Source organism: Microbacterium sp. DT81.1, from assembly GCF_049844955.1.
Classification (GTDB): Bacteria; Actinomycetota; Actinomycetes; order Actinomycetales; family Microbacteriaceae; genus Microbacterium.
Genome location: NZ_JBNCMA010000007.1, coordinates 253,225 through 276,808 on the forward strand (window position 1 = coordinate 253,225; position 23,584 = coordinate 276,808).

The following is a 23,584-nucleotide window of genomic DNA, read 5'->3' on the forward strand; positions in this document are numbered from 1 at the left end:
CGGCATTTTTACACTTTTGGCAGAGTCTCCAAATCGATTGGGCGTGCATTGAAGGAATCATCGAAGGTATTCGCAGGTATTCCCTCGTCAGCCGCTCGGAGGACGACAGGGTTCGAATTGCCTCGTGCCATCTTCCGGCGAATACCGCTGGCTCTTGCGACGCTAGTTATCGCGCTCGCGGCTGCCGTTCCGCTTGCTGCGGGTACCGTCGTCGCCGCCGTTACGGCCGATTCACCCGCGGCGGGCGTCGTGCGGGGCCCGGGTGGGCTCTGTCTCGATGTGGCTGGCGCCGGAACGGCCGACGGGACGCCGGTGCAGCTGTACGAGTGCAACGGCACGGCTGCCCAGACATGGCAGCCGTTAGCGGACGGGACTGTTCGGGCTCTGGGCAAGTGCCTCGACGCCAGCACGTATGGCGGTTTCGGGTACCTCGTGCAGCTGAAGACGTGCGATGGCGGTCGCGTCCAACGCTGGATAGGCCAAGACGACCAGCTGGTCAGCTCTGCCCGCAGCGGCTGCATCACTGCCACGTCCACCTCCGAGCTCGGCATCCGCTCCTGTGGTCAGGGTGAAACGCAGCGCTTCACGTTCCCGGTCGCCTCTGGAACCATGGTCGGGCTCGGGGGACTGTGCCTGGGTGTGGCAGACGTACGTGGAACTGACGGAGTGGCGGCGCAGTTGATCTCCTGCAACAGCAGAGGGGCACAGCCCTGGTCGCGTCCTGCGGATGGCACGGTGCGGTCGCTCGATAAGTGCCTCGACGTCGCAGGCGCCGGCTCCGCGAACGGCACCCGCGTGCAGCTGTATACGTGCAATGGGACGGCCGCCCAGGTGTGGAACTTCCACGCCGATGGGACGATTCTGAACCCGAGCTCGGGCAAGTGCCTCGACGTCACGGACTGGCGCGCCGAGAATGGCACGCAGCTGCAGATCTGGGACTGCTTCGCCGGCGAGAACCAGCGGTGGGCCGGGCCGGTCTGGTCGCCCCGCGACGGCGCGCGATCGCCGGCGGACTGGCGGTACGGTCCAGCCGCGTTCACGGGAACGATACGTTCGGACCGCGCCAGCGTGGAGTCCGGTCAGCTGTTCCTCGACGGAGCCACTCAGGGCACCGTCGAGGGTCGGCACGGCATGCACGTCTCCGACGGGGCGATGCATTCGGCGGTGACGGGCGTGTCGGCGACGTGCAGCTCGGTGCAACTGGAGCTCCGGGAGGTAACCGCCTACGGAGCCGCGGGCGGCGACGCCACCACAATCCCGTCGTACACCATCACGTTGACACGGGACCGCACCGAGAAGGATGTCACACACCGGTACTGCGCGATCGCCGCTGCGGTGCGGCTGGGCGCAGGCCCCGATGAGATCGCCGGCCGCCTGAACGCCATCCTCTGAAGGGCACTCACCAGCAGAGCCGGCTCACTTCTGGGACGCACTCCACCACCAAGTCAGACTCGTACGGGTGTTGGGCTACTCACGTATTTCGAGCGTCACAAGGGCCCTTCCCGGGACTTCGAGCAGCGTATCGGTAGATCCCACGCTCACCCTCGTCGTACGGGACTCCGGCGAGTCGTTGTACAAGAGCACCACCAGCGCGCCCGAGGGCGTTCGGAAGCCGGTGTGGCTGAGCGGCGAGTCGCCCTCCTCCGCCGTGTTCAGCGCGATGGAACCCCGAGGAATGAATCTGCTGGCGTGAGCGAGCACGTAGAACTCCGCATTGCGTGTGACGGCACCCGCGTCATCCACCGTCACGACCCCTGTGCAGGTTTCACAACCACCGATGTGCGGTCCGCCGGAAGGATCCAATGCGAGGTTCCAGGTGAGCACGGTGCTCGCCCAATTCCCCAGCGACGCGAGGAGAAGGTTGCGAGCCTGCCACGCCAGAGTGTTGCCGAAGATCGCCTCTGGGGTGTCGTCGGGGGCGTGGGAGCCAGAGCATTCGGTGATAAAGATCGGGGTGCTCGGGAACTGGTCGTGCAGAGAAGACTGTCGCGACGCGTCGCCCGAATAGCAGTGGTACGCCACGCCGCCGACCCACTCGCCCGCTGAGCTTGCCAGAACATCGGCTGGATACTCGGTCTCCGGTGCCCCGCCAGGACCCGCAGCGGCGTCTGCCGGGTGCAACGACCAGTTGTGGTCATACGCGAGGACGTCGACCTCGAGCCCGCTCTCCGCCAGCATGGGTCCGAGCACCTCGATGAGTCGGATCTGGTCGGCCACCGGCATATCGGTGCCGGGGTAGCCGCCCGGGTAGCGCGCCTGCGGCTCGTTCTGGACCGTGAGGTAACGGATCTGAACCCCGGCGGCAGCGTACTCCTGCAGTGCCCTCACGAGATACCTTGCGTAGGTGTCGTAGACGCGGTCATCGTCGCGGAGGCGACCTCCCACCAGGGAGCCGGAGTCTTTGAGCCAGGCAGGCGGACTCCACGGGGACGCGATGATCTGCAGATCAGGCGAGATGGTGAGAATCTGACGTAACAGAGGGCGCAGCGAAGTTTCGTCCGCCCCGGTACTGAAGCGCGCGAGATCCCAGTCCTCCTCACCCGGCGGGATGTCGTTGTACGTGTACGCCGGCTGCGAGACGAAGTCTGTGCCGCCGAACGGTACGCGGAGCACGTTCAGCCGGACGTCGCCGTCCGGATCGAACAGCTCTCGCAGGAGGGCATCGCGCGATGCGGCCGGCATCCCTGCGAGGAGGTCAGCAGACGAGTGGGTGAGGGCTGCGCCGAAGCCTTCGACGCGTTGGCGCCCACTGTTCGGATCCGCGGTGACGACATCCGTCGGTTCGCCAGTCTCCGCGGGAGTCAGCGGTGCCAGACGGAGGTCGCCCTCGGCCGCAGTCACCCATGCTTGCACCGACGGGTCGGCCGGAGTCGATGGTGTGGACGGAGTGTCGTTCTCGCTGGCGGGAGGTGCGGTGCACGCGACCAGGCCGAGCATGATCGCCGCCGCCACCAGCGCCGTGAGGTGGCGCCGGCGCGCCAGGATTCGTCGACGCTGTTGCCGCTGCATGTCAACCAACTTTCTCGTATTCCGACTCCATGCGATCCGAGCTGTCGCCGGATGACTGTCGGGTGTGCCTGAACGAACGGATGCCACGGCCCCAAGACGGCCGTGGCATCCGCACCCTATGCGGTCAGGACATCATCGCCTCACCACAACGACCGACCGTCCCGACGCGGCGTTCACGGTATCGCTCCCGGCGTAGTCGATCACGACCGGGTTGACACCGACGGGCAGCCGTCCGAGCCTGACAAGCACTCGCCCGTTCCGCAGTGTGCCATCGAAGGTCTGCCCGTTGACCTGCACCGTCACCTCACCCTCGGCGACAACACCTCCGGCCAGCGGCCGGACGTACACCCAGAGAGCGAAGTCCGTCCGCGAGTTGCCGAGTACCGGCCGGGGCACCCCTACGACAACGGCGTCCACCTTCTGCGCTTCGGGCTCCACCGTGAAGGTGCCCTGCAGTGCGGCATCGCTGGATGATCCACCGACGTAGACCGAGTAGGTCCCGGGCGCGATCTTCCAGCTGTCGCTGGGCGTGTCGAAGTAACCGAGCGGGTGCGTGGACGCGCCCGGATCGATCTGGATGCTCACGTCCGTCGAGCTGCCTGCCTCGGTGCTCACGCGGGTGTACCCCACGAGTCGCTTCGGCTCACCGGTCGATTCCGGAAGCCCGAGGTAGACCTGCGCGACCTCGTCACCGTCTGTAGCACCGGTGTTGGCGATCGTGAAGTTCACGTCGATCGGCGTGTCCTCCACCGCCTCGAGGGGCACGCTCTCCGGGACCTGGAGTCCGCTGTACTCGAATGACGTGTACGACAGGCCGTAGCCGAAGGGGAACAGCGGGGTGATGCCCGCGGTCTCGTACTCCTTGTAGCCGACGGCGATGTCCTCGGTGTACTCGACATCCACGTCATTGGTGGAGTTCTCGTACGGAGGCCGAACGCTCGGGAGCACCGTGTCCTCGCTGGTGGGGTAGGTGATCGTCAGCTTTCCTGATGGGTTCACATCCCCCCACAGCACCCGGCCGAGCGCCGCACCCTGCTGCTGTCCACCGAAGTAGGTCTGCACGACGCCTTCGACGTCGTCCAGCCACGGCATGGTGACCGTTCCGGCGGTGGCGAGCACCACGATGGTGTTCGGGTTGACTGCGGCGACGGCTTCGATGAGCTGGTCACCGCTCTGCGGCAGCTTCAGCGACACCCGGTCGTGGGACTCGCCCTCGATCGTGTAGGCGTAGACGATGGCCACGTCGCTGTTCCTCGCGGCTTCCACGGCCTCCTGGATCCCCGGCGACAGGGCGCCCTCCGGCGTCCTCCACTGCAGTAGAGCTGTGCCGTCGTTGAGGATCTCGTAACGGGCGTTGCCCTGGAAGGTGACGCGGATGCTGTGCGACTCGCCCGCGACCCAGTTCAGGACCGGTGTCTCGACCAAGGGAAGCGTTCCCTCCGCGCCGTCCATGAAGAGCACCTGCTCGCCGTCCAGCTCCAGCGTCGCATCTCCCAGACCGGTCAGGGACAGAGAATACGCTCCAGTCGCCGGGGCGGTGATGTAACCCTCGTAGACCGCGGAGCCGGGGCAGGTGGCGCAGTCCACCGGCGGCGGCGGGACCTGCGACGGTCCTGGGGCATCCAGCGTGCTTAGGATGCCCACGTCGTAGTTCACCTGCCGTGCGATGCGCTGCTCGTCCGGGGCACCCTCGAGGCTGTTGTTCCGCCAGAACGAAGCGTTCAGGCCGTTCCCCTCACCGCTCAGCGGCGTGAGGACCGACGACGGGACCGCAGTCATGTCGCGGGTCTCCAGCATGTTCGCGCCGTTGGCCGGGTCGTTGCCCTCTACCCACTCCACGGTTGCGCCCGCCGCCTCTGCGCGCTCGGTGATTCCATCCAGCGGTGTGGTCTTCTCTGTCGCCAGAACGAACGGGGTGCCGCCACCGATCGCATTGTGGTCAGCGTCCGCACCGATCACGGCGATCTTCTTGGCGTCGCCCGTGAGCGGCAGTGCGTCGCCCTCGTTCTTGAGCAGCGTGATCGCCTGCTCTTGCACGGCCTGGGCGACCCGGCTGCCCTCTTCGACATCGATCGCGCCTGGCTCGGCCGGGTTGTCGAACACGTTCAGCCGGAACATCGTACGGAGGATGTTCAGGACCGACTCATCCAGACGCGCCTCGGAGACTTCACCGTTCTGGAATGCCTCGGTCAGGTGCTGGGAGTAGACGTCCTTGTTGCCGGTCTCCATGTCCACGCCCGCGTCGAGCGCGCCCTGAGTGGTGTGCCCGGCGCCGTAGTCCGTGTCCACAAACCCGGTGAAGCCGAACTTGTCGAGGTATCCGCGCAGAGTGTGCGGGTTCTCGCAGCCGTAGTCGCCGTTGATCTTGTTGTACGAGCACATGATCGCGCCAGGGTCGGCATCGGCGATCGCGGCCTCGTAGGGGAGCGCGTAGACCTCACGCAACGCCCGCTCGGAGGCGATCATGTTGCCGCCGCGGTTGCGGTTGGTCTCCTGGGTGTACGCGAAGTAGTGCTTCAGCGTGGCGATGACGTCGTTGTCCTGGAGCACTTCGGTGAAGTCCGTCAGGTAGTGGCCCGTCTGGATCGGGTCTTCGCTGGGGCTCTCATTGATACGGCCCCAATACGGATTGCGCAGAATATCGCCGACCGGGCTCAACAGCACGTTCGCTCCCGAGGCCCGGGTCTCCTCCGCCACCTGCGCGGCATAACGCTCCGTCGTCTCACGGGACCACGTGGCACCCAGTGCCTGCGCCGAGGGGAACGCCGTCGCCTGCTCGCCAGTGTTCGTCGACTGCCAGCCGTGCGCGTGGATGCCGGACGCGGAGTCCTGCATCCTCAACGCAGGAATTCCGAGCCGCTCGATCGGCCCGTTATAAAACGCGTAGGTCCCGAACTCCTGATTGCTGCTCATCAGTTCGATCTTCTCGTCGACCGTCATCTCGGCGAGAAGCAGCTGTGCCCGCTGGTCCGGCGACAGCGAAGTATCCATCCACGGTCGATCGTGCTCATCAGCGGAGGCCGGTGGAGCGAGAGCGATCGCCGAGATGGCAACCGCCAATGCGGCGACCATCCCGCCTGCCCGCATCCTCCTACGGGTTTGTCCTGAATGCATGAGTGTGACTCCTTTGCCATCTGTGCCATCGCTGGCCCTACACTGCCTGTGAACTTCCCGTGCGTCACCTGAGAAACCCGGGTGCACGATTAGAGCACGGCAGTCAAGGCCGCGGCGAGGCTTGTCACCGTATTTGGGACGGCGAACGCAGGCCGGCCGCCGAGAGCTCCTCGAGTGGCAGGCTCGAGAGTGGGTTCAGGTGCGCGCTGAGGGCGGCGGCGGCTCGGCCGCCGCGACCAGCGGGCTTGGCTCGGGCGCCGTTGTTTCCGGTCCGGGTAGGTGGATGCGAGCGTGCGCTGGGTTGCGCTGCAGCGCCCGAGTCAGTGATGCGGCTGCCCGCTTCAAGACGATGAGGTCACTCTGGCCCTCGGGGAAGTTCTCCCGTTGCGTGCATACCCCTAGGGCCGCGACGATGCTCTCGCCCGTCACAACTGGTGCGACCAGCCATCGACGATTGCGATCATTCGTCGGTAAAGTCCTCAGGACCCCTCCGTTCCTGATGTGTCGAACCGCGTCACGGAGTTCTCGCTGGGTCGGAAGTTCAGTGGTCGGCGTAGCCGACGCGACCAGTGCCTCCAGCTCATCGTCGGGTAGATCAGAGATGAGGACGAGCCCGACCGCCGGGCAGTCTGCAAACTCCAGCCGGGTGACGGTGGGCGTCGCTGCGGGCTCCAGGCTGAACACTGCGCCCCGGCGCCAGACCGCAAGCATCGGGTCGAGTCCGTGCATCGTCCGGAGCTCTCGAAGGATCGGCACTCCCGCAACCACGAGTGGATCAGACTCGCGGAGCACACTGCCATACCCGAAACAGGCCCAACTCAGGCGAAAGCGACCGCCTGGCCCGCTGCGCTCCAATAGGCCGATCTCCGCGAGCGTGGACAGCAGCCGGTGGGCGTGAGACCGTGAGAGCCCAAGAGCCCGGCCGACGTCGGCTGCCCCCCACTCGGGCGCGCTGGCACTGAAGAGGTGGAGCACCTGCCCCGCCTGATGTACGCCGTTAACCAGTTGCACGTGAGCGCCTTGACGGTGTTCGCCAAGTCTGGGACCGAGCGGTGAGGCGGAAGCGGTTCATGGTGGATCTCTGAAGGGGCGCAGGAAGAGCCTGGCGGGCAGGGGGCCGAGCTCATGTGATCCGGTTAAGGAACGATCAGCTCCCCTCCAGAGCACCACGCCATCATTCGGGGAGGGAGTCTCTCCTGAGGGGTGTACCAGCAGAGCACCCCAACCGCCCGGACGGAACGGAGTGCCGTCAGCAGTCACTCCCCACGGTGGAGGTGCAGCAACCGCCCTGCCCGACGACCGCCCCCGGCGTTTCACGCTTCATGGAGTCCGTGAGAGGGCCCTTGGTGATTCCTGGAGTGTCTCTCACAGTGGATGAGGTCGGTGCGGTACTAGAAGTCGATGCGCGTAATGCCAGCGACGACGACCATCTATGCGGGTTCGGCGCCTCAACGAACCCGTCGGCGCTGCACCACTTCCAGCGCGCTCGGTCTCGCGCGATTGAGCAGGACCGGTCGGTGGGAGGTGTCGCGACGTGGCGGAGGAAGACGAAGGTGACCTGCGGGGGCCGGCTGGCAAGACTGACACCGCCGCGGCCCCAGCCACGTCAGTGTGCCTGTCGTGACGCCATCCCCCCGGAAAGCGTCGATGTGGACGTCGTCGATGGCGGCAAGCGCGGCTGTCATTCGGGCGTCCCCAGAGGCCCATCCATTACCCCTCTATGCTGCCGGACACCGGGAGGTCCTCGTCGTCGGCGAGTATTTCGGGTGGGTGCTCCGCGCTCCACGACGCGAGTAGTCGCAGCCTTTCGGCCGAAGCAGAACCGGGTTCGGCGGTATAGATCAGCATGACGTTTCCGCGCTCGGCGGTGATCGCGAGCTCCTCGTAGGCGAGGACCAGCTCCCCGACGATCGGATGCTGAAACCGTTTCGTCCCTGCCCCGTGGGTGCGGACGTTGTGCGCGGCCCACAGGGTGCGGAAGTGGTCGCTGCGGGTGGACAGTTCCCCGACGAGGTCCTGCAATGCCTTATCGTGTGGGTCGCGGCCTGCTTCGGCGCGCATGACCGCGACGCACATCTCGGCGAATTTCTCCCAATCCGGGTAGAACTCCCGGGCGGCCGGGTCGAGAAACTGGAACCGTGCGAGATTCGGTGTGCGGCCGCCATCGCCGATCACCGGGGAGTAGAACGCGCGGCCGAGGTCGTTCGCGGCCAGAAGATTCTGGCGTGGATCGCGGACGAAAGCGATGCCATCGGTGATCGACGCGAGAGCCCACTGCAGGCTCGGGCGTGAGGCCGCCGATTTGCCGCTTCGGCGACGCGGGCGGCCGCTGGTAGGGATTCCGTCGGCGGTGCGTGCCAAATCGAGCAGGTGCGCGGTCTCGGTCTCGTCCAACTGCAGGGCCCGAGCCACCGCATCCAGCACGGACGCCGACGCACCGGCGATCGCGCCGCGCTCGAGCTTCGCGTAATACTCGACACTCACCCCAGCGAGGCCGGCGACCTCAGTGCGACGGAGGCCGGCGACGCGGCGATTCCCGCCGGCCGTGATCCCAGCGGCTTCGGGCATGAGTCGGGCACGCCGGGTCATCAAGAACTCACGCACTTCAGCTCGGTTGTCCATGAACCGAGGTTAGAACCGGACCGAAGAATGAGGGACACCCTGTCAGAACACCCCTCGCCCATCCAGCCGTCGCGGGTTGGCTCAGGTAGAGACGGCATCAACGAACCGGCGGCGCGCGTATCCGCCGCCGTAGGGTCTGCGGGGTCGATGTCGCCCTGTGGGATCGGCCAGCCCCTACCGTCTTCCGTGCCCAGGACGGACTCCTCTATGCGAGATCACCACTCAACGCCACATCCATGCACTCCGGCTGCCGCATGCGCTGAGATCGGTCCGGGTCGGAGTCAGCCGGTCGGCCGCCCCTTCAGCGATGCTTCGTCCGTCTTGGCGGGGTCCGTCTCGGCGACACCCGCCAGGGCTTCGTCGATGGCGGTCATCGCGTCGGACTCAAGAATGACGCCGGACGCCTTGACGGTGTCGTCGAGCTGCTCCGGACGAGACGCGCCCACGAGCGCTGCCGAGACGTTCGGGTTCTGCAACACCCACGCGATCGCGAGCTGCGGCAGAGTCAGGCCGGCCTGTTCGGCGACCGGCCTCAGCTTCTGCACCGCCGCCAGCACGTCGTCGCGGAGGAAGCCCTTGATGAAGTCGGCGCCGCTCTTGTCGTCGGTCGCGCGCGACCCTTCAGGCAGGGGCTGACCCGGCAGGTATTTGCCACTCAGCACACCCTGTGCCATAGGCGACCAGACGATCTGCGAAATCCCGAGCTCCTCCGACGTCGGAATGACCTTCTCCTCGATCACGCGCCACAGCGCCGAGTACTGAGGCTGGTTCGAGACGAGCTGGAAGCCGAGCTCCTTCGACAGCGCGTGCCCGGCGCGTATCTGCTCGGCGGTCCACTCGGAGACGCCGATGTAGAGCGCCTTGCCCTGGCGGACGATGTCGGCGAAGGCCTGCATCGTCTCTTCGAGGGGCGTCTCGTGATCGTAGCGGTGCGCCTGGTACAGGTCGATGTAATCGACCCCGAGACGGCGGAGCGATCCGTTGATGCCGTCCAGGATGTGCTTGCGACTGAGCCCCTGATCATTCGGGCCCTGCGGCCCGATCGGCCAGTAAACCTTTGTGAAGATCTCGAGCGACTCACGCCGCTGTCCCTTGAGCGCCTCGCCGAGCACCTCTTCGGCAGCGGTGTTCGCATAGACGTCAGCGGTATCGAAGCTGGTGATCCCGAGATCGAGCGCTCGATGCACCGTCGCGATCGCGGCATCGTTCTCGATCTGCGACGCGTGCGTGATCCAGTTGCCGTAAGTGATCTCTGAGACTTTGAGTCCACTGTTTCCGAGATAGCGGTAGTTGACCATCACGCCACACTAGAGCGGCACGGCGGCATCGTCGCCGATCAGGGGTTCCCTGTTGGTACACCCCTTATCAGGGACTCCCGCGCACGTGAGAGGCGAGCGAAGCTGAATTCATGCGTCCCCGATCCGGCGTGCCCGCGCTGCAAGCAGAGCGTTGCTCGGCGTGGTCCGGATCTCCCGATCTCAACGAGGAAGGACACCACCGATGCGTGGAGTCATCATGTACGCCCCCCGCGACGTCCGGGTAGAGGAGCGGGAGAAGCCAACGATCCTCGAACCAACCGATGCCATCATCAAACTGGCGGCGTCCTGTATCTGCGGCTCGGACTTGTGGCCCTACCGTGGCGCCGAGCCTGTCGAGGACGCGCCGATGGGGCACGAGTACGTCGGTGTCGTTACCGAGATCGGTGCGGACGTGAACAGGATCAAGGTGGGCGACTTCGTCGTCGGGTCGTTCTTCACCTCCGACAACACCTGCGACATCTGCCGGGCCGGCTACCAATCGCACTGCGTGCACCGCACCCTGATGGGCACGATCGGCACCCAGGCCGAGTACGCCCGCATTCCGCAGGCCGACGGCACCCTCGTCGCCACGCCGGGTCAGCCTGACGCGGACCTCATTCCATCGCTGCTTGCCGCATCGGACGTGCTTGGCACCGGATGGTTCGCCGCTGTCGCGGCCGAAGCTGGACCCGGGAAGACCGTCGTAGTAGTCGGCGACGGCGCTGTCGGGCTCCTCGGTGTCCTCGCGGCCCGCGAGCTCGGTGCAGAGCGCATCATCGCGATGTCCCGGCACGCTGACCGCCAAGCCCTCGCCCGAGAATTCGGCGCGACCGACATCGTCGAAGAGCGTGGCGACGAGGGCGTGGCGAAGATCAAGGAGCTGACCGGTGGGGTCGGTGCACATTCCGTGATCGAGGCCGTCGGCACCCAGGCAGCAATGGAGCAGGCAATCCGATCCGCGCGTCCTGGCGGCCATGTCGGATTCGTTGGGGTTTCCCACGATGTGTCCCTAGACGGGCTGGAGCTGTTCTTCTCCGGCGTGCACTTGCACGGAGGACCCGCCCCGGTGCGCCGGTTCCTGCCCGAGTTCATCCAGCTGATCTGGGACCGCAAGATCAACCCCGGCGCGGTGTTTGACCTCGCGCTTCCGCTAGAGGACGCCGCGGAGGGCTACAAGGCCATGGACGAACGCCGCGCCACCAAGGTGCTCCTCACCATCTGACCATCGACCGGGCGGCCGGGTTTCCCGAATCCGGCCGCCCCCTCCCTCGGAGGAGTTTTCTATGCAGATCGAGCCACTCCCGCCGACCGACGAATACACGCCGGAACGATTCCAGGCGAACTCCGCACGATCTCGTCGGACCGAATGAACGGATACCCCTCGTGAACACCATCGCCATCATCGGCGCCGGCCCGGGACTCGGCACCGCGATCGCGCGCCGTTTCGGCGCCGAAGGGCACGCCGTCGCCCTCATCGCCCGCAGTCGGAGCCGCCTGGACGAACTGGCAGACGGACTCGCCGGCACCGGCATCACCGCCCGCGGGTACACAGCCAATGTCCGCGACACCACCAGCCTCCGCGCCGCTCTCGACCAGGCAACGCAGGATCTCGGCCCGATCGAGGTGCTCACCTACAACCCGCTGCCACAGAAGGAGTTCCTCCGACCCGTGCTGGAGACCACCCCGGAAGATCTCGCCGGTGCCGTGGAGTTCTCCGTCTACGCCCCGGTGACTGCAGCACACCAGGTGCTGCAGGGGATGCGCTTCCTCGGTCGCGGCAGCATCCTGTTCGTCAATGGCGGCAGCGCCGTTCGGCCCAACCCGGAGTACGCCGGCACGTCCGTCGCGTTCGCAGCCCAGAGCGCCTACGGGCAGATGCTGCACGACACCCTGGCGATCGACGGCATCCATGTCGGGCAACTGATCATCCCCCGCGGCATCACCCCCGGCGACGCCACCCACGCCCCCGACATCCTCGCCGGGCTGCTCTGGGACATGCACACACAGAAAGGGGACTTCCGCCGCTACGCGGACAGTCTCGACGCCTGAGAAGTGGCTGCCACGCTGCCCTGAAGGATTCGACCGGAGATTCTCACGCCATGACCAAGCACAATGCCCGCCCGCTCGCGGCTCTCCTCGCGACCGCCGCGATGTTTCTCGCCGCATGCGGTGCCGAACCGCAAGGGCAGCGAACGCGCAGCCCTGAACCGGCGCCGGCAACCGCTGCGCCTGCCCCGACGAGCCCGGCTGCCGCACAAGTGCAACCGACCGGCGACCCCGCCGCCCTGACGACGGGCTTGCTCACCCCCTGGTCGGTAGCCTTCTTCGGTCAGACAGCCCTCATCAGTGAGCGTGACACCGGCAACATCCTCGAACTGACCGGCAGCACTACTCGGGTTGTGGGGACGATCTCGGACGTCGTACAACGCGGAGAATCGGGGCTACTCGGTATCGCGGTCGATGACGAGCAGCGCCTCTACGTCTACTCCACGGGCCCGGACGGAAACCGCATCCAGCGCTTCGCCGTGGCCGGCACTCCCGGAACCCTCGCGCTCGGCTCGGGAGAGACCATCTTGAACGGCATCCCCGCGGCCAGCTACCACGACGGCGGACGGATCGCGTTCGGGCCCGACGGGATGCTCTACGCCACCACCGGAGACGCCGGAAACCGAGACGAGTCGCAGGACCCGGCGAGCCTTGCGGGAAAGATCCTCCGGATGACGCCCGAGGGCGCTGCGCCCGACGACAACCCGTTCGCAGGCTCGCTCGTCTACAGCTTTGGGCACCGCAATCCGCAAGGCATCGCCTGGGCGGAAGACGGCACTATGTTCGCGGCTGAGTTCGGGCAGGACACGTGGGATGAACTGAACATCATCAGGGCTGGTGGCAATTATGGCTGGCCGATCGTCGAGGGCATCGCCGGCGATCCCAGCTACATCGACCCCGTTCAGCAGTGGACACCGGATGAGGCCAGCCCCAGCGGCATCGCCGTCGTCGACGGCACGATCTTCATCGCCAATCTCCGCGGCCAGACCCTCCGCGCTGTGCCCGTAGCCAGCCCAAGCGATGCCACCGACCATTACACCGGCACCTACGGCCGCATCCGCCACGTCACGCATGCCCCCGACGGCAGCCTCTGGTTCCTCACGAGCAACACCGACGGCTACGGCACCGGCCCACGCGACGGCGACGATCGTCTACTCTCCGTCCCCTTGAACCGAGGCTGACGCTCTAGGGTCCCTGCCGCCACGTCCGAACAGACCAGGGAAGATGCCAGGTCCGTGGGCAGCGACACAACCGAGTAGTGAGCGACGATTGCATGCTTAGCTCCTGAAGGGCTGCAACGTCCCGACGTCCGCCTGGTTGATCTCAATGGCCGGATCGCCTGGCGTCCGGCGTCACCGTGCGGCTCGTCAGGTTCTTCCCGGGACTTGCGACATCAGAGCGGGCAAGTCTCGACCGGTTCCACCTCGACGGTTCACCTAGCCTCAGCCGAACTGGTGCCGGCCGTCGTTGACGGGCCCGACGCCTCCCCGGACGCGTCGAGGGCCCGAGCAGGCCGACGGGTCCGTCGGCGCACAAAGTCTCACGATCGATCCCAAGTTCCGCCCCGTGGAGGGCAGCGTGGCCGGTGCCGAACACGTCGGAGGGGTATCCACGGACAGGCTCAGGCCGAGTCGGCTGGTACGACAGTCTCGCGAGGGTGCCGTCGGTCCAGGGGCACGACCATCACCTCGGCCCGTCCTCCCTCTAGGAGAGCTCGGTGTCCCAGAATCGGCTGTGCACGTAGAGGTCTGCGGGCCTTGGCGGCAGTACTAGCAGGTGACGTCCGAAATCGCGAAGGCAGCAACGTCCGGGTTGCTTCTCTTCACGTTGATAAGGGCGGAGTCGGTGTCTCGAAGATGCCGGTGATTCGTACCCCCATGCGGGCGGGCCCCCGGTCACGGATCATCGAGTGGTGGGAATGCAGGTTGTTGCCGCAGATACAGGCGGCTGTGACGCGTCCGCGAGCTTCGGTGGGTTCTCCGAGCCTCGATTCGGGGACGTTCTCGTCCAGACGTTCCCGGCCACGTACATCAGCGTCCCCCGCGTGGGTGTCTTCCCTCTCCGTTGACCGGGGTCGGTTCGGTTCAGTGTCGGGCCGCGAACGCGGTGCGGCGCCCGTAGAGGGTGAGGGCGAGTGCAAGCAGACCGAGAATTGTCATGGCGGCGGGGAGGATCAGTGCGTCGAACGCGGTGAGCAGCACAGCTCCGAGAACTCCCGAGCCGAAGATCGCCAGATTGAACGCCACGGGCAGGAACGAGTTGGCGACGTCTGCGTTGTCTCCGCCGGCGTGGGTGAGCGCGTTCTGCAGCTGTGCGGACATTCCACCGAAGCTCACCCCCCACAGCAGGGCTGCGAGGAGGATCGCGGCGGTCCAGGCGTGCCCGACGAGCAGGATCACGCCTGCGCCGGTGAAGGCGGCCGCCGAGAGGTGGAGCAGTGGCCGCGGATGCCGATCGAGGAAGACACCCGTAATTCCGACACCGGCCAGTGACGCGACCCCGTAGACGAGCAGCATCAGGTCGGGGCTGATGCCGGTCGATGTCGCGCGCAGGTACGGGGCGACGTAGGTGTAGATGGTGCTGTGGGCGAGCATCCAGACGCCGATGACGATCAGCGCGATCAGCACCCCTCGCAGTCGAAACACCTCGAGCAGAGGAAGGCGTGTCGCCGCCGGCAACCCCGGGGCGTCAGGCACCGAGACGAGGATGATCAGCCCTACTATGACAGCGAGCAGGCTCAGGCCGGCGAACGACCAGCGCCAGTCGGTGAGTCCGCCGATGAACGCGCCAAGCGGCGTTCCGAACGCGAAGCCGAGGGGCGCCCCGATCGACATGATCGACAGGGCCAGACCCGATCGGGCGGGCGGGCTGATCCGGATGGCATAGGCGGCCAGCATCCCCCAGATGATCCCCGCGAAGGACCCTGCAACGAATCGGGAGACCAACGCCGCGGCGACGTCGGGAGCCGCGGCCGTGAGCGCGTTGGACAGGATCAGACCACTGACGCTGATCAGCAGGAGCGGCTTGCGGCGGAACCCTCGAGTGAGTGAGATCGCAGGCACAGTGACGATCACGGTGCCCAGCGCGTACGCGCTGACGAACAGACCAACTGTTCCCTCGCTGGTTGCCATGCGTGCGGCGATGTCGGGAAGGAGCCCCGCGGGCATCGTCTCGATCGCCACGAGGATGAACCCGATCAGCGCAAGAGAGACGAGTGCCAGTACGGGCATCCGACCATGGCCCGAATCACGAACCACGGGATTGTCGGCGGTGGCGGTGCTCATGTGGTCGCATCCGATGAAGTGGATGCCGCACCCAAGACGTCCCTCAAAACCCCGATCGCCGTCATGGCCTTGGGCCAGCCCGCATAGAACGCGAGGTGCGTGGCGGTTTCGATCAGCTCGGCTTCGGTCACGCCGTTCTGCAAGGCGCGGCCCGCGTGGAAGCTGAGCTGTGCTGCGTCGCCGCTGCGGATGAGTGCAGCAATCGTGATCAGGCTGCGGTCGCGAGGGTTCAGTTCGGGGCGGTTCCAGACATCGTCGAAGAGCACGTCGTCGGTCAGCGCGGCGAGTTTCGGGGCGATGTCGCCGATGCCGGCGCGCCCACCGCCGACCTGCCGGGGGGAGTCGGTCATGGGGTCCTCGATTCGAGAGATGCGGGTGGCTTAGGTCGCGGTCATGGTGCCCGTGAAGGCGGGTGCGTCGCGAACGGTCGCAACGTCGTCGAATCTGCCGAGCGGGATGATGCCGTTGTAGTAGCCGACGGTGTCGTAGTAGAGGACGAGCGCCTGGTCGGGGACGTAGTAGCCGATCGTTCCCGGCTCGGCGCTGCCGCCCGGGGGCATCCCGTCCATCGCGAGGGGCGCTGGGAGGGTGGCGATCTTCTCCTGGCCGCCGTAATCCTCGAAGGAGAGCTCGAGCGGCAGTTGCGCCAGCAGGGAAACCGTCGCCGCACTGTCCTGCAGCGTCCCTCTGACGGTCGTGCCGTTCACGGTGATGGTGATGCTCGTCTCAGTGAACACGGGTGCCTCCGGAGTCTGGGCGGGTGGCGTGGGGGGCGTGGTAGGGGTGACGGTGTCGGATTCGCGAGGGGCTGCGGACGGGGCGGTGCGTTCGGAACCGGCATCGCCGGACCCGGGTGCGCAGCCGGCGAGGGCGAGTATGACGGCGACCGCCGCCGCACTCACGGCGCCGCGAATTCTGCTGGCGTCAACCAACCGTCTGGCCTCCGTCGACGACCAGGGTGTGCCCCACGGCGAACGAACCATCGTCGCTGCTTAGCCACAGCACCGCGGATGCGATCTCCTCGGGTCGGCCGAGGCGGCCGATCGGCTCCTGCTCCACCATGCTGTCCGACTCCCCACCGGTGACCCGTTCGATCATGGCGGTGTCGATCACGCCGGGTGCGACCGCGTTGATGCGGATGCCGGAACCGACATACTCCAACGCGGCCGACTTGGTTAGCCCGATCACCGCGTGCTTCGCGGCCGCGTAGGCGGCCTGCTCCGCGATGCCGACGACGCCGGCTCCGGAGGAGGTGTTCACGATGGAACCGCCACCCCGGGCTGCCATGTACCGGATCTGGTGCTTCATGCACAGGAACACGCCCCTCACATCGACGGCGAAGATGCGGTCCCATTCGTCGTCGTCGAGATCAGCCACCCGGGCATTGGACTGCTCGATGCCGGCGTTGTTGAACGCGACGTCCAGCCCGCCGAATTCGGCGACCGTGCGGTCGATCGCCCGGACCACCTGCGCAGGGTCGGTGACGTCGCACGCGATCGCGATCGCCCTACCGCCAGCCCCGACGATGCTGCTGCGGGTGCTCTCGAGGGTGGCGCCTGGCAGATCGACGACGGCGACACGGGCGCCCTCGCGGGCGAAGGCGATTGCCGTCGCCTGGCCGATGCCGCTGGCGGCGCCGGTCACGAATGCGACCTTCCCGATGAAACGCTGCGTGCTAACCATGATTCTGGACTCCTTCTCCGGTCGTCAGTTGTCGTGCAATTCGTTGAATCGGGTCATGCTGAGTTCGAACGCGCGGAGCTCACCGCAGGTTCCGCTGCGCACGCGGTCTGCTCAGGCGACGGCGGTGAGCTGCCGTGCGAGGTTGGTCGTGAAGAATTCGTCGAGTTTGTCGAAGGGGATCAGGTCGGGGCTGTCGTAGAGGTCAATGTGTCGCGCCCCTGGGACTACGACGAGTTCCTTGGGTTCGGCGGCTTCGATGAACACATCGTCGCTGAACCATTTGGAGTGGGCCCGGTCGCCGGTGATGAGCAGGACGGGTCGGGGGGCGATGTCGGCGACATGGCGGAGGGCGCCGAAGTTGATGTGTGCGGGCTCGCTGGTGAGGGTGAAGCCGCCGATGGAGCGGGGGTGGTGGCCGCGGTCGGTGACGTAGTACTCGAAAAACTCGCTCGTGATCGGGTCCAGCCCGTCCGGGATCTCGGACGGGAACGTGGGGGAAAGGGCGGGCTCGCCGGCGTCGGCATCAGCCCAGCGCTGCGCGGCGGCGTCGGACAGGGTCTGTCGCCGGTCGGCGCTTGTGCCGGTGCCCTGCCAGCCGTCGCGCTTGACCCCGCTGATGTCGTACATGGCGGAAGTGGCGACGGCCTTGATGCGGGGGTCGACGGATGCGGCGCTGAGCGCGAACCCGCCGCTGCCGCAGATGCCGATGGCCCCGATCCGTTCGCGGTCGACGTAGGGGAGGGTGCCGAGGTAGTCGACGCCGGCGCTGAAGTCTTCGGCGAATATCTCAGGGGAGGTGATGTGCCGGGGGTGGCCGCTGCTCTCGCCGTTGTAGGAGGGGTCGAACCCGATCGCGACGAAGCCGCGACGGGCGAGTTCCTGTGCGTACACACCGGGACCCTGCTCCTTGATGCCGCCGTGCGGCGGCCCGACGACGATCGCCGGGTGCGTGAGGGCGTCGTCGAACGTCTTAGGCAGGTAAAGGTCGGCCGCAATCTCGATGCCGTAGCGGTTGGAGTACCGCACGGGCGTGCGCGTGACTTCGTCGGAGAGGACGAACGTGTATCCGTCGGGGTGCAAAGGCATGAGTGTCCCTTTCCGGGAGTCGGTGTGATGTCTGTCGATAACCAGTCAACGACCGATGCCGCAGGAGAGGGAGTCTCTGCTGAGGGGTGCACCCTCAGAGCACCCCTCATGGCCGTGTCGGCGGGTCAGGTGTAGGCGAGGAGTCTTCCGGCGAAGATCACGCCTGTCCACGCGGTCAGCGAGACGGTCGCCGCGGCGCGTGCGGCGACAGGGGCCACGGCGGCGTCCGCCCACTCACCGACGCGGCGGTAGACGCCGCTGTGGAACACCAGGACGTTCACCCCCGCGACGAGCAGCAGTCCGAGCTTCCACGGCGCGGCGCTGGAGTCCGCGACCACGGTCGGTTGCGCGCTGAAAAGCGCCACGCCGGTGACGAGGGCGACGACCAGGCCGATATGGGAGATGGGAAGGAGGTAACGTGCGGCGGTCGTCACGGACAAAAGGCGTCGCCCGACGCTCAGCAGTCGGAGATCGAACGCGAACGCCGGGCCGACCAGGAGGGCGATCCCGAGGATGTGGATGCCCTCCACGGTGGGATACAGGAACGGGGTGCCTCGCACCGCCTCGCCGAGCGCCGAGCCCTGCAACCAACTCAGCAGGGCATCAAGCCAGTCAGGCATGGGCCCCTCAGCCTTGCTGCGCGCGGCGGCGCAAGTAGACGAATCCGCCGACGACGCCTGCGGCTACGACGATCCCGAACACGGTCCAGACGACCCAACTTCCGACGCCACCTTCCCCGGAAGGTGCTTCCGTATCGGCTGCCGGCACCTCCAATGGGTCCGGAGCAGTCGACGTCGTCGAAGGGGTCGGAGCCGTCCCGCCAACGGATGGAGCGGTCGAGGAACCTGCCTCCCGCAGCGGCGCGCGTACCGGAAGCGTGCTGCCGAGCACTTGATTGACCGGCACATCGTCATCCCCGTACCAGAACACGACCGGGCGGAACAGTCCGTCGTCTGTCCGGTTGATGTAGCCGACCCCCCGGAAGCGCTCTCCGATTTCCAGCGCGCGATCCAGCCCCCACCTGCCGGACCAGGCGGGAGGTGCGATGATGACCTCCAGTCCCTCCTGCGGCCCGTCGTACGAGAGAGCGGCGTTGACCCGGATACTGTCCTCGGGGTCCTGCAGGTCCTCCGGAATCACCAGCTCAGGGGTGTCGGCGGGTAGGTCGCTTTCCAGGGTCACGTCGAAGACCGAGTGCGGCTCACCCCAATTGCCATCCGAAGAGACCGTGCCTTCGATGTAGATGAGGTCATCGGTGTCGAAGCCGTCCCAGCCGTGATGCGCGGCTGCCGGTGACGCCGGAACCAGCACTATCGCGGCGGCGGCGGCGGCAGCGGCGGTAAGGGTGGCGCCAAGGCGCCGGCCCTGCGGGCGGGGGAAAGTAGTGGTCACATCGCTCATCGTCGGAGCCCTTCCGGGTCGGTCGGTGGTCCCCTCCAGTATCAGAGCGATCCTGGCGTCGTCAGAGGCCCTGTCAGTACACCTCCCGCCGGGGCGGCGCAGAGGGGCTCGGTCCCTTCCCGCATCAGGGGTGGCTCAGCGGCGCGCGCTGATATGGACAGCCGAAACCACGCACGGGCTGTCGCTCCTATTCCGCCACGCATGCTTGACGCCTCGCAAGACGATCGTGTCGCCTTGGCGCATGAGTGTCTCCCCGGACTCGACCAGCACGTGAATCTCTCCGGATATGACGGTGACGATGTCGATCGTGTCGGTAGTGTGCATTCCTGGAGCATCCGCCGCATCCGGTTCGACACCGGAGTCAGCGAGCAGCTTGGCGTATCCCGCCTCATAGTTCCAATGGCTGTCGGGCGCGAAAGCCGTGATGTCGTAGCCGTAGCCCTTCGGCGGTGGCGGGATGACGGACGCGTCGCCAGGGCCGTTGGGCGCATCGACAGGAGTAGGGACTTCAAGACCCTGCCACAACTGATTCCGGGTGTACCCCTCGCCCACCAGCCGGTCGGTGGTCGGTGCATCGCTGATGAATACCGACTCACCGTCCGGTCCCGATCCGGTGACGATCAGGCGGGCGTATACGTCACGGTGACTTGCGGTCATGGGTGAGCTCCTTTGCGGCATTGCCGACGGCGTTGTCGTTCCAATCTTCGCTGAACCGCCCACATCACTCTCGCGTGCGTCCAAACTATTGACTAGATCCTATATAACGGGATATAGTCAACGCAACGACGCTGTTCCAGCAAGTGACGGAGCCATGCGTCCTGAGAAACGGCTTCCGCCATTCGAGATCAGGAGACAGCTGATGACCAAGATTGCGATCCTCCATACGAGTTTCGTCTTCGTGTCCGTGGAGCCGGTCATCAATGACCTGATAGCCGAGCTGATTCCGGACGCCGAGGTGATGCACTTCGTGGACTCGGACGTACTCGCGACGGTGGTGCGGGAGAACGGCATCTCGACGCGGAGCGAGGCGCGGATGACCCACCTCGCACAGGCGGCCGAGGAGGCGGGAGCCGACATCATCTTCTCGGCCTGCTCGTCTCTTGGCCCGGCGCTCGACGTTGCGGCGCAGAACGTGCATACGCCAGTGGTGAAGATCGACGAAGCGATGGCCATCCGTGCCGCGAGCGAGGGTTCGCGAATCGGCGTACTCGCAACCGTTCCGACCACATTGGGTCCGACATCGGACCTCATCCAGGCGCACGCCGACGACCTGGACCGCAGCGTGATCATCGAGCAGCGGCTCGCTGAGGGCGCGTTCGCTCTCCTCATGTCAGGTGATCGCGAGCAGCATGATCGGCTCATCATCGGTGAGGCCATCGATCTCGCCCAGCGAGTCGACCTCATCGTGCTGGCGCAGGCGTCGATGTCGCGACTGGCCCCGGTGCTGGAAGAGAAGGCGGGGGTACCGGTGCTCTCCAGCCCGCGCATCGGCGTCGACTTCCTGGCGCACCGGGTCGCCGAACTCGCCAACGCCTGACCTTTGTCCGGCCATCTGTTTCCCGCCCGCAATCACACCGTCGTGATCGGAGATATCCGTGTCAGCCAATTCTCATGACGTCAGCTTCGACGTCGACCTCACAGCGGTCCCCCCCGCACCACGACGAAGTGGGCAGTGGCTCACGGACCTGAAGTATCGGTTGCCAGTACGTTACCTCGCAGCGTGGGCAGCGCTGGCGCTGCTCATCCTCGTGAGTCTTTTCTTGGCGCCGGCCAGCATGCGTGGGCCGTCGATCTCGGTCGTCACCGCGCTTGCGGGCATCCTTGCGATCGCGGCTCTGGGTCAGATGTTGATCCTCATGATCGGCGGTATCGACCTCTCGGTGCCGGTCATGGTCGCAGTATCGGCCGGGATCGTCATACGGTACGGACTGCCCGGGGTCGATCTGCTGCCGGTGGTGCTCATCGCGTTGGGCGTCGCAGTGGCGTTCAGCCTCGTCAACGGCTTCTTCATCTCCGTGCTGCGGCTGAATGCATTGATCGTCACACTCGGGACGCTCGGCATAGGCACCGGCGCGATCACCTTGTGGACAGGGGTCTCCTTCTCTCTTACCGGGGCCGCCCCGCAGGCCCTTACCTCCTTCGCGCGGGCATCGGTCTTCAACGTCAACGTCTGCTTTTTCGTCGCTCTTGGCGTGGCCGCTGTCCTAGGGGTCGCGCTGGCTCGCACCCGTGTCGGACGCCGAGTCCCGGCCGTCGGCGCGAACCGCAGGGCAGCACGCACGCTGGGCACGCGCACTGTGGCCATCGAACTCGGGGTCTTCGCGGGTGCGGGCCTACTGTACGGAATCGCCGGCGTCCTGATCGCGGGGTTCATCGGAACTCCCGACACATCCATCGGTGCGCCCTATCAGCTCGCGACCGTGACGGCGGCCGCAATCGCGGGTGTCGCCCTCAACGGTGGCCCGGGCAGCGTCGCTCCCGTCATCGGAGCCAGCCTCTTCCTGCAGCTCCTCGACCAGGTCATCGCCATCGCGGGCCTGCCCACCGGCGTAGGAACGATTCTGCAGGGCATCTCGCTTGTCGTCGCCGTCGCCGCTATCACGATCTGGCAGCTGCTCTCGACTGGCGTGCGACGGGTGGGTCGCGCAACGCGCCCGAGAAGCTGACACCAGAACCTCGCCCGAGGACCAACAGCACACTATGAAAGAGGACAGTTCAATGAAGACTGAATCCGCTCGCCGTAGCCGGCGAACCCCACGCCTGATGACGGCGACCATCGTCGCCGGGGGCGTGGTCGCGCTCCTCCTGGCCGGGTGCACGAGCACCACAGGCGGCGGCGGCGCCGCCGAGGACACGACGCTCTCGGACGAGACGACGGACATCACCGTCGACTCGGTCGACCCTGAGCAGCTCGCCGACACCATCCGCAAGGCCTTCCTCACCGATATTCCGGTGGAAGACCTCGATCCTGTCGTCGCCGACACGCTCGCGGTGGCATCGGAGCCTCTCAACGAGGAGAATGAGGCCCTCTTGGCCCAGTGCCTGCAGCAGCCGGTGTGCGACACCGGTCGCGGCACGCTGAAAGTCGGCATCCCGATCTTCGTGACGGCGAACGCGTACACCAACGTCAATCGGGCGGAGGCCACTGCGCAGCTGCTCGCCTATCCCGAGGTCAAGGAGATCCACTACAGCATCTCCAACGGAGATATCGCTGCGTCGATCTCGAACGTTCAGAACCTGATCACTCAGGATGTGGACGCCATCATCGTCGACCTCGCCTTGGGTGCTGCGATGAACTCCGTGCTTCAAGAGGCCACGGATGCCGGCATCATCGTCATCAACGTCAACACGCCCGCTTCGGCTGACACTCTCCCGATCCTGACGATGGATTTCCCCACCGGCCTCTGTGAGACCTACCGGAATGGGGTTGAGGCGCTGACGAGCTCGATCACCGAGCCTTCCAGTTACATGCTGTTCACAGGAATCCCAGGAAACGACAACGCGGCGGCCTGGCAGCCGTGCGCCGAAGACGCCTTCGCCGCAGCGGGTTGGCGCGCTCTTCCCGGCGGCTTCACCAATTGGAACTCTCAGGGGGAGGCGCAGGCTGCGAACGCGCTCCGCGCCTCCGGAGAGAAGCCAGGGGCGATCGTCTACGACTTCTCGGCCGATCAGCTCGTGCAGCCCTTCATCGATGCCGGCGAGACCCCGCCCGCAGTGATCTCGGGGGTGTCGACCTACTCGTGGCTGGCAACTTCGCAAGCAGCAGAGGCCGCGGGCCTGCCCATCCAGTCATGGATCTCCAACGGGCATGTGTGGTTCAGCCGTCTCGCCGTGACCGGTGCAATCCAGACCCTCCACGGTGCGGACCTGCCGCAGCAGGTCACGATGGATCTGCCGATGGGTCCGACCGCAGACGTGCTGGAATCCGACTGGGAGGGTATCCCCGCCGATTCGGTCATCTCAAGCCTGCTCACCAACGACCAGATCTCGCTCGCATTGGCCGCTGGCTAGCAAACACCCGACCACCCGGGTGGGTGGGCC

General features: G+C 66.3%; 20 protein-coding genes. 7 read left to right on the forward strand and 13 right to left on the reverse strand.

Annotated elements, in window-relative coordinates; genetic code table 11:
• Nucleotides 1-117 precede the first annotated feature (117 nt).
• Complete coding sequence (locus ACLQ2Q_RS18995; protein WP_425822793.1) at nucleotides 118-1,392, forward strand: RICIN domain-containing protein; 1,275 nt, start codon at nucleotides 118-120, stop codon at nucleotides 1,390-1,392.
• Nucleotides 1,393-1,467: 75 nt separating this feature from the next.
• Here ACLQ2Q_RS18995 and ACLQ2Q_RS19000 read toward each other — a convergent pair whose 3' ends face one another.
• The 5 genes from ACLQ2Q_RS19000 to ACLQ2Q_RS19020 form a co-directional block, all read right to left on the reverse strand.
• The gene (locus tag ACLQ2Q_RS19000) at nucleotides 1,468-3,009 is read right to left on the reverse strand and encodes a glycoside hydrolase family 30 protein (protein ID WP_425822795.1); all 1,542 of its coding nucleotides are present in this window, start codon (nucleotides 3,007-3,009) and stop codon (nucleotides 1,468-1,470) included.
• Nucleotides 3,010-3,141: 132 nt separating this feature from the next.
• Entirely contained in the window at nucleotides 3,142-6,000 is a 2,859-nt protein-coding gene (locus ACLQ2Q_RS19005) for a glycoside hydrolase family 3 protein (RefSeq protein ID WP_425822797.1), read from the reverse strand.
• A gap of 318 nt (nucleotides 6,001-6,318) precedes the next feature.
• A complete protein-coding gene (locus ACLQ2Q_RS19010) occupies nucleotides 6,319-7,134 on the reverse strand; it encodes an IclR family transcriptional regulator (RefSeq protein WP_425822799.1) in 816 nt (271 codons plus the stop codon).
• A 699-nt stretch (nucleotides 7,135-7,833) separates the two neighbouring features.
• A complete protein-coding gene (locus ACLQ2Q_RS19015) occupies nucleotides 7,834-8,745 on the reverse strand; it encodes a helix-turn-helix transcriptional regulator (protein WP_425822801.1) in 912 nt (303 codons plus the stop codon).
• Nucleotides 8,746-9,026: 281 nt separating this feature from the next.
• On the reverse strand, nucleotides 9,027-10,043 hold the full coding sequence (locus tag ACLQ2Q_RS19020; protein ID WP_425822803.1) for an aldo/keto reductase family protein: 1,017 nt from the start codon (nucleotides 10,041-10,043) through the stop codon (nucleotides 9,027-9,029).
• A gap of 202 nt (nucleotides 10,044-10,245) precedes the next feature.
• On the opposite strand from ACLQ2Q_RS19020, the gene ACLQ2Q_RS19025 reads away from it, so the two are divergent.
• The 3 genes from ACLQ2Q_RS19025 (at nucleotide 10,246) to ACLQ2Q_RS19035 (ending at nucleotide 13,270) form a co-directional block, all read left to right on the forward strand.
• Nucleotides 10,246-11,265, forward strand: coding sequence for a zinc-dependent alcohol dehydrogenase family protein (locus ACLQ2Q_RS19025; protein ID WP_425822805.1), 1,020 nt, complete (start codon nucleotides 10,246-10,248; stop codon nucleotides 11,263-11,265).
• Nucleotides 11,266-11,426: 161 nt separating this feature from the next.
• Nucleotides 11,427-12,092 carry an SDR family NAD(P)-dependent oxidoreductase gene (locus tag ACLQ2Q_RS19030; protein ID WP_425822808.1) on the forward strand — a complete coding sequence of 222 codons (666 nt, stop codon included), beginning with the start codon at nucleotides 11,427-11,429 and terminating at the stop codon, nucleotides 12,090-12,092.
• 50 nt (nucleotides 12,093-12,142) lie between these two features.
• Nucleotides 12,143-13,270 carry a PQQ-dependent sugar dehydrogenase gene (locus ACLQ2Q_RS19035; protein WP_425822810.1) on the forward strand — a complete coding sequence of 376 codons (1,128 nt, stop codon included), beginning with the start codon at nucleotides 12,143-12,145 and terminating at the stop codon, nucleotides 13,268-13,270.
• Nucleotides 13,271-14,173: 903 nt separating this feature from the next.
• On the opposite strand, the gene ACLQ2Q_RS19040 is transcribed toward ACLQ2Q_RS19035, so the two are convergent.
• From ACLQ2Q_RS19040 to ACLQ2Q_RS19075, 8 genes are all read right to left on the reverse strand, one after another.
• On the reverse strand, nucleotides 14,174-15,373 hold the full coding sequence (locus tag ACLQ2Q_RS19040; protein ID WP_425822812.1) for an MFS transporter: 1,200 nt from the start codon (nucleotides 15,371-15,373) through the stop codon (nucleotides 14,174-14,176).
• A complete protein-coding gene (locus tag ACLQ2Q_RS19045) occupies nucleotides 15,370-15,723 on the reverse strand; it encodes a carboxymuconolactone decarboxylase family protein (RefSeq protein WP_425822814.1) in 354 nt (117 codons plus the stop codon). Before ACLQ2Q_RS19045 ends, ACLQ2Q_RS19040 begins: the two co-directional genes overlap by 4 nt.
• Before the next feature lie 30 nt (nucleotides 15,724-15,753).
• Nucleotides 15,754-16,110 carry a cyclophilin-like fold protein gene (locus tag ACLQ2Q_RS19050; RefSeq protein WP_425822816.1) on the reverse strand — a complete coding sequence of 119 codons (357 nt, stop codon included), beginning with the start codon at nucleotides 16,108-16,110 and terminating at the stop codon, nucleotides 15,754-15,756.
• A 187-nt stretch (nucleotides 16,111-16,297) separates the two neighbouring features.
• Nucleotides 16,298-17,056 (reverse strand): glucose 1-dehydrogenase, encoded by a 759-nt coding sequence (locus ACLQ2Q_RS19055; protein ID WP_425822818.1) that lies wholly within the window; start codon nucleotides 17,054-17,056, stop codon nucleotides 16,298-16,300.
• A 111-nt stretch (nucleotides 17,057-17,167) separates the two neighbouring features.
• Nucleotides 17,168-18,142, reverse strand: a complete 975-nt coding sequence (locus ACLQ2Q_RS19060; RefSeq protein ID WP_425822820.1) for an alpha/beta hydrolase — start codon at nucleotides 18,140-18,142, stop codon at nucleotides 17,168-17,170.
• A 125-nt stretch (nucleotides 18,143-18,267) separates the two neighbouring features.
• On the reverse strand, nucleotides 18,268-18,762 hold the full coding sequence (locus tag ACLQ2Q_RS19065; RefSeq protein WP_425822822.1) for a hypothetical protein: 495 nt from the start codon (nucleotides 18,760-18,762) through the stop codon (nucleotides 18,268-18,270).
• A 7-nt stretch (nucleotides 18,763-18,769) separates the two neighbouring features.
• Complete coding sequence (locus tag ACLQ2Q_RS19070; protein WP_425822824.1) at nucleotides 18,770-19,543, reverse strand: hypothetical protein; 774 nt, start codon at nucleotides 19,541-19,543, stop codon at nucleotides 18,770-18,772.
• Between the two features lie 135 nt (nucleotides 19,544-19,678).
• Nucleotides 19,679-20,200, reverse strand: coding sequence for a cupin domain-containing protein (locus tag ACLQ2Q_RS19075; RefSeq protein ID WP_425822826.1), 522 nt, complete (start codon nucleotides 20,198-20,200; stop codon nucleotides 19,679-19,681).
• Here ACLQ2Q_RS19075 and ACLQ2Q_RS19080 point away from each other — a divergent pair.
• From ACLQ2Q_RS19080 to ACLQ2Q_RS19090, 3 genes are all read left to right on the forward strand, one after another.
• Nucleotides 20,199-21,080 carry an aspartate/glutamate racemase family protein gene (locus ACLQ2Q_RS19080; protein WP_425822828.1) on the forward strand — a complete coding sequence of 294 codons (882 nt, stop codon included), beginning with the start codon at nucleotides 20,199-20,201 and terminating at the stop codon, nucleotides 21,078-21,080. The two genes, ACLQ2Q_RS19075 and ACLQ2Q_RS19080, sit on opposite strands and share 2 nt — an antisense overlap.
• A 211-nt stretch (nucleotides 21,081-21,291) precedes the next feature.
• The gene (locus ACLQ2Q_RS19085) at nucleotides 21,292-22,209 is read left to right on the forward strand and encodes an ABC transporter permease (protein WP_425822829.1); all 918 of its coding nucleotides are present in this window, start codon (nucleotides 21,292-21,294) and stop codon (nucleotides 22,207-22,209) included.
• A 52-nt stretch (nucleotides 22,210-22,261) separates the two neighbouring features.
• Nucleotides 22,262-23,554, forward strand: a complete 1,293-nt coding sequence (locus ACLQ2Q_RS19090; protein ID WP_425822830.1) for a substrate-binding domain-containing protein — start codon at nucleotides 22,262-22,264, stop codon at nucleotides 23,552-23,554.
• Nucleotides 23,555-23,584: the final 30 nt, after the last annotated feature.